The organism is Streptomyces ziwulingensis, assembly GCF_039542605.1.
Taxonomy (GTDB): Bacteria; Actinomycetota; Actinomycetes; order Streptomycetales; family Streptomycetaceae; genus Streptomyces; species Streptomyces ziwulingensis.
This window is the reverse complement of the sequence record NZ_BAABIG010000015.1, coordinates 40,188-47,430: the sequence shown is the minus strand read 5'-3', so window position 1 is coordinate 47,430 and position 7,243 is coordinate 40,188. Positions and strand designations below refer to the sequence as shown.

Sequence of the window (7,243 nt, the reverse complement as noted above, 5' to 3'; positions counted from 1 at the left end):
CCGCAAGGGCATCGCCTTCACTGCCCAGGACGTCTTCGAGCACGAGACCCCGGCCGCCCTCGCCACCGTCGCGAGACTCACCGAGGACACCGCGGGCACCGCGGCCCCCGAGGCCGACTCCGCCGGCGAGGTGCCCTGGACGCCGGTGATGCGCGCCCTGCGCGAGAGGGCTCCCCGAGCCGTGGAGACCGGCGGCCTCGCCCAGTGGGCGGTGGTCACGGCCCCGCCCGGCCTCGGCGAACAGACCCTGGCGGCCGGCCTCGGCGCCGTACTCGACACCCACGACATGCTGCGCGCCCGCGTCGAACCCGGCACCGAACCCCGGCTGTTCGTGACCGGACGTGGCACCGTGGACGCCGCCGCACTGATCACCCGGACCCCCGCGGCCGCCACCACCCCCGAAAGCCTCGACGCGCTCGCGGACCGCGCCGCCCGCGACGCCGTCGCCCGACTCGACCCCACCTCCGGGATCATGGCCCAGGCGGTGTGGATCGACGCGGGCGACGAGGCGGGACGGCTGGTACTGGCCGTGCACCACCTCGCGGTCGACGCCGTGTCCTGGCCGCTGCTGCTCACCGGCCTGGAGACCGCCTGCGAGGCGGTGGCCGCCGGGCGGCAGCCGGAACCCGCGCCCACCGGGACCTCCTTCCGGCGCTGGGCCGAAAAACTGGCCGCCGAGGCGCGCGAGGAGTCCCGGACCGCCGAACTGCCCGCCTGGACCGCGCTGCTCGCCGACGGCGACACCCGGATCGGCGGCCGGCCGCTCGACCCCGGGCGGGACACCGCGTCGACCGTGCGCCGCTCCACCTGGACCCTGTGGCCCGCCCGCGCCCGCCACCTGGTGAACCGCGCCCCCAACGCCTTCCACTGCGGTGTCCACGAGGTGCTCCTCGCCACCCTCACCGGCGGCATCGCCCACTGGCGGAAGGGGACCGGAGACACCGCCGTACTCCTCGACATCGAGGGCCACGGCCGCGAGGCACTCGACGGCGTCGACCTGTCCCGAACGGCCGGCTGGTTCACCAGCGTCCGGCCGGTGCGGACGGACACCGGCGGGATCGACCTCGCCCAGGCGCTGACCGGCGGCCCGGCCGCGGGGGAACTGCTGCGGAACGTGAAGGAACAGACCCGGTCCCTGCCCGGCGACGGCCTCGGCTTCGAACTGCTGCGCCACCTCAACCCCGAGACCGCGCCCGCCCTTGCCGCGCTCCCCACCCCCCAGATCGGCTTCAACTACCTCGGCCGGTCCGCCGCCCCCGGCGGCGGCGGAAGCACCGGGCCCTGGCGGCCCCGGGGCGGCATCGGCGGCTCCGTCGACCCCGACACACCCGTCAAGCACGTGATCGAGGCGGGCGCCGCCGTCCGGGACACACCGGACGGACCCGAACTGACCCTCAGCCTGAGCTGGGCCGGAGACATCCTCGACACCGCCGACGCCGAAGCACTCGGCCGGGCCTGGGTGGCCATGCTCGACGGACTCGCCACCCACCTCACCGACCCCGCCGCCGGCGGCCACACCCCGTCCGACTTCCCGCTCCTCGACCTCACCCGGCAGGAAGTCACCGAACTCGACGCGGCGGTCGAGGCCCTCGCCGACGTCTGGCCGCTCTCCCCGCTCCAGGAAGGACTCCTCTTCCACGCCGCCTACGACGAGCAGGGCCCCGACGTCTACGAGGGCCAGCGCTGGCTGGAGCTGACCGGACCGCTCGATCCGGCCCGGCTCCGGGCCGCCTGGCAGGCCGTGGTGACCCGGCACGCCACCCTGCGGGCCGGCTTCCGCGAACTGGAGTCCGGACGGTTCGTCCAGACGGTCAGCCGCGAGGCCGACATCCCCTGGCGCGAGGAGGACGTCTCCCACCTGCCCGAGACCGAGGCACTGGCCGCGTTCGAACGGCTGGCCGCCGAGGACCAGGAACACCGCTTCGACCTCACCCGGGCCCCGCTGCTGCGCGTCCTGCTGACGCGGATCACCGAGCGGCGGCACCGGCTGGCGTTCACCAGCCACCACATCGCCTCCGACGGCTGGTCGCTGCCGGTGATGGTGAGCGAGGTCGCCCGGCTCTACGAAGCCGGCGGCAACCCCCGCGCCCTGCCGCCCGCCACCTCCTACCGCGCCTACCTGGAATGGCTGTCCCGGCAGGACAAGGAAGCCGCCCGCGCCGCCTGGCGGGCCGAACTGGCCCCCGTGGACGGGCCGACGCTCGTGGTGCCCGCGGACCGGATCACCGCACCCGCCGAGCCGCAGCGCGTGACCTACGAGCTGGACGGGGAACTGGGCCGCGCCCTGATCGCCCTCGGCCGGCGCCGCAGCCTGACCCTCAACACCCTCCTGCAAGGGGTCTGGGCGATCCTGCTGGCCCGGCTCACCGGCCGCACCGACGTGGTGTTCGGGACCACGGTCGCCGGGCGCCCCACCGAACTGCCCGGCGTCGAGTCGATGATCGGCCTGTTCATCAACACCCTGCCGGTACGGGCCGGGCTGGACGGCGCGCAGCCGGTCCTGGAGATGCTCACCGACCTCCAGGAACGGCAGGTGGCGCTCATGTCCCACCAGCACCTGGGACTCACCGAGATCCAACGGCTGGCCGGGCCCGCCGCCACCTTCGACACCCTCGTCGTCTACGAGAACTACCCGCGCCCGCCGCTCGGCTCCGACGACCCCGAAGCGCTGTCCATCCGGCCCGCCGGAACACCCGAGGACGCGGGCCACTATCCGCTCACCCTCGTCGCCGTCACGGAGAACGAACGGATCCGCGGCGACCTCGTCTACCGGCCCGACGCCTTCACCCGCGCGGACGTCGAAGAACTCCTCGCCGCCCTGGTCCGGGTACTGGAACAGACCGTCGCCGACCCGTCCGTCCCGGTCGGGCGGCTGGAGGTGACCGGCGCCGCGGACCGCGCCCTGGTCCTGGCCCGGTGGAACGCCACCGCCGCACCGGCCCGGCCCAGGTCCTCGCTCCCCGAACTGTTCACGGACCGGGCGGCCCGCGACCCCGAGGCGACCGCCGTCGTCGGCGCCGCCCGCGAACTGACCTACGCCGAACTGGACGACGAGGCCGGACGGCTGGCCCGCCTGCTGCACGACCTCGGCGTACGCGCCGAGACGAGGGTGGCGCTGCTGCTGCCGCGGTCACCGGAGACGGTCGTGGCGCTGCTCGGGACCGCACGGGCCGGCGGCACCTTCGTACCCGTCGACCCCGCCCACCCCGCCGACCGCATCGCCTACCTGCTGGCCGACGCGGCGCCCCCGGTGCTCCTGTGCACCGCCGCGACCCGGGCCGCCGTACCCGACGGCTACCCGGGCCGGATCGTCGACCTCGACGCCACCACCCTGCCCGCACGGCCGCTCGGCCCCGTAACGGTGGACCCGGACCAGGCCGCGTACGTCATCTACACCTCCGGCTCCACCGGCACCCCCAAGGGCGTCGTGGTCCCGCACACCGGCCTCGGCGACCTGGCCGCCGCGCAGATCGAGCGGTTCGCCGTCACCCCCGACGCCCGCGTCCTGCAACTGGCCTCCCTCGGCTTCGACGCGGTCGTCTCCGAACTGCTGATGGCGCTGCTGTCCGGCGCCGCCGTGATCGTCGCGCCCGCCGAGACGCTGCCCCCGCAGGTGTCGCTCGCCGAGGCGCTGCGCCACTGGGACGTCACCCACGTCACCGTGGTGCCGAGCGCGCTGGCCACCGCGGACGAACTCCCCGACCGCCTGCGCACGCTGGTGGTCGCCGGCGAGACCTGCCCGCCCGCCCTGGCCGACCGCTGGGCCGGCCGATACCGGATGATCAACGCCTACGGCCCGACCGAGACCACCGTGTGCGCGTCGATGAGCCCCCCGCTGACCCCGGGCGCCGGCCCGGTCCCGATCGGCGGGCCCCTCGCCCACACCCGCACCTACGTCCTCGACGCGTTCCTGCGGCCCCTGCCGCCCGGTGTCACCGGCGAGCTGTACGTCGCCGGCACCGGCGTGGCCCGCGGCTACCTGGGCCGGTCCGCGCTCACCGCCACCCGGTTCGTGGCCGACCCGTTCACCCCCGGCGGGCGGCTGTACCGCACCGGCGACCTGGCCCGCTGGACGCCGGAGGGCCAACTGCTCTTCGCCGGACGGGCCGACACCCAGGTCAAGGTGCGCGGCCACCGGATCGAACCCGGCGAGATCGAGGCGGCCCTCACCGAGCACCCGGGCGTGGCCCAGGCGGCGGTGATCGCCCGCGAGGACACCCCCGGCGAGCCGCGACTCGTCGGATACGTCGTACCCGACACCGACGCCGCCGACGACCGCGACCGTGCCGAGCGGGTCGCCCGCGACCAGGTCGGCGAGTGGCAAGTGCTGTACGACACCGTGCACGCCGAGCCCACCGACGCCGCGTTCGGGGAGAACTTCGCCGGCTGGAACAGCAGTTATGACGGACAGCCCCTCCCGCTCGCCGAGATGCGCGAGTGGCGGGAGAGCACCGTGGCCCGGATCCGCGCGCTGCGGCCCCGGCGGGTGCTGGAACTCGGTGTCGGCACCGGACTGCTGCTGTCCCGGCTGGCCGGGGAGTGCGAGGAGTACTGGGGCACCGACTTCTCCGCGCCGGTCGTCGAGGAACTGCGCCGCCAGGTCGGCGAGAAACCGGAGCTGGCCGCGAAGGTGCGGCTGCGGGTACAGGCCGCGGACGACACCGACGGGCTGCCCGAGGGCCACTTCGACACCGTCGTCCTCAACTCCGTGGCGCAGTACTTCCCCGACGCCGGCTACCTGCGGACCGTGCTCGACCGGGCGCTGCGGCTGCTCGCGCCCGGCGGCGCGGTGTTCGTCGGCGATGTGCGCAACCACCGCCTGCAACGGCCGTTCGCGACCGCCGTGGAGACCGCCCGCGCCACCGGCCCGGACGTCCCCGCCCTGCGCCGGGCGGTGACCCAGCACCTCACCCTGGAGAAGGAACTCCTGGTCGACCCGGAGTTCTTCGCCGCGCTCGGCACCGCGCTGCCGGACGTGGCGGGCGCCGACATCCGCCTCAAACGGGCCCGGCACCACAACGAACTGAGCCGGCACCGCTACGACGTGGTGCTGCGCAAGGCCGGCGCGGCCACCCTGACCGTCGCCGACGCCCCCGTGCTGGCCTGGGCGGACTGCGACGGCCTCGCCGCGGTCGCCCGCCACCTGGAGTCCGCGCACCCCGAACGGCTGCGGCTGACCGGCATCCCCAACGCCCGGGTGGCACCCGAGGTCGCCCTCGTCCGCGCCCTCGACGAAGGCGTCCCGCCCACCGCCGACGAGACCTGGACCGCCCCGGACCCCGAGGAGCTGTACGCCCTCGGGGACCGGCTCGGCCACTGGGTGGGCGTCACCTGGTCCGCGACCGCGCCGGACGAGATGGACGCGGTGTTCGTCCGCGCCCCGCTCACCGCCGCCACGACCGTGGTCGACGTCTACACACCCGCCCCGGTGCCGCCGGCCGCGCTCACCAACGACCCCGCCGCCGGCCGCGGCACCGGCGCCCTCCTGGCCGACCTGCGCGAACACCTCGAACGGCGGCTGCCCGCCCACCTGGTGCCGACCGCGCTGGTGCCGATGGACCGGCTGCCGCTCACCCCCAACGGCAAGCTGGACCGGCGCGCGCTGCCCGCCCCCGACTTCGCCGGCCGGGCGGGCGGACGGGACCCCCGTACCCCCGTCGAGGCGCTGCTGTGCCGCCTGTTCGCCGAGGTGCTGGGGCTGGAACGGGTGGGTGCCGACGACAGCTTCTTCGCTCTCGGCGGCGACTCCATCACCTCGATGCAGCTCGCCTCGCGGGCCCGCCGCGAGGACCTCGTGCTCACCCCCCGGCAGGTGTTCACCGAGAAGACCCCCGAGCGGCTGGCGCTGCTCGCCGAGGCCACCGCCGCCGAGCAGGCGGCGACGGGCGAGCTGCCCTGGACCCCCGCCATGCGGGCCGTGCCGGCCGGCGGGGCCGCGCCCGCCCGGTGGCCGGTCCTCGCCGTGCCCGCCGGGCTCGACCGGACCGCCCTGGAACGCGCCCTGCGGGCCGTGCTCGACACCCACGCGATGCTGCGCTGCTCCATCGGCGACGCGGACGCGGGCGGCCGGCTGGTCGTCGGCGAACCCGGAACCCCGGACGCGGCCGGCCTGATCGACGAGGTGCCGGCCGGCGAGCGCCTGGACGACGCCGCCGCCCGCGCCGCCGCCCGGCTCGACCCGGCCGCGGGCGCCCTGGTCCGGCTGGTGTGGGCGGACGCGGGCCGGGACAGCAGGCTGGCCGTCGTCGTCCACGAACTGGTCGTGGACGACGAGTCGTGGCGGATCCTGCTGACCGACCTGCGCACGGCCTACGAGGCCGCGGCGGCCGGACGGGAACCCGCGCCCGAGCCGGAGCGCACCGCCTACCGGCACTGGGCGCGGCTGACCGCCGGGCCGGACGGGGACACGGCGACGGCCACCGAACCCGACGGCCGGACGGCCCCGGCCCGCACCGGCGGGCCGAGCGCACCCGGCGGCGCCGAGAGCCACGTCACCCGGTCGCTCCCGCCGGACGTCACGGCCGTACTCACCGAGCGCACCCCGCGCACCTTCCACTGCGAGCCCTCCGAAGTGGCCCTCGCCGCCCTCGTCGGCGCCGTCGCCGAGGACGACACCACGACCGGCGTGCCGCTGCACCTGGAGATCTCCGGCCGGCATCCCGTCGACGGCGCTGACCCCTCCCGCACGGTCGGCCGCTTCGCCCACCACCTCCCCGTCCACGTCGACCTGCGCGGACTCGACCTCGGCTCCGCGCGGACCGGCGGCCCGGCGGCCGGGGAACTCCTCAAGGCCGTCAAGGAACAGGCACGGGCGGTACCCGGCGGCGAGCCGGTGCCCGCGCGGCCGCACCCCCTCGGCCCCGCCACCGTCCGGCCCGCCCTGGCGTTCGGCTACCGCGGTCACGCCCCGGACCCCGGGGCGCCCTGGCGGCCGCTCACCCGGCCCGCCGCCACCCGGCCTCCCGCCCACGCGGTGCACGCCACCGCCGAACTGCGCGACACACCCGACGGACCCGAACTGACCCTGGAACTGCGCGGCCCGGCCCAGGCGCTCGGCCCCGGCGCGCTCGAACGGCTCGGCCGGGCCTGGCACGAACTGCTCGGCGGCCTCGCCGTCCACACGGACGACCCCGCCGCCGGCGGCCACACCCCTTCCGACTTCTCCCTCCTGGACCTCGCGCAGAGCCAGATCGAGGAGCTGGAGGCGTCCCTCGCCGACGACAGGTGACAGCACACCACCGCA

1 protein-coding gene is annotated in these 7,243 nt (G+C 76.1%); it reads left to right on the top strand.

Features of this window, described 5'->3' with window-relative positions:
• Nucleotides 1-7,228, top strand: a 7,228-nt coding sequence (locus tag ABEB00_RS07135) for an amino acid adenylation domain-containing protein (protein ID WP_345618107.1), incomplete at its 5' end; no start/stop codon positions are given.
• Nucleotides 7,229-7,243: the final 15 nt, after the last annotated feature.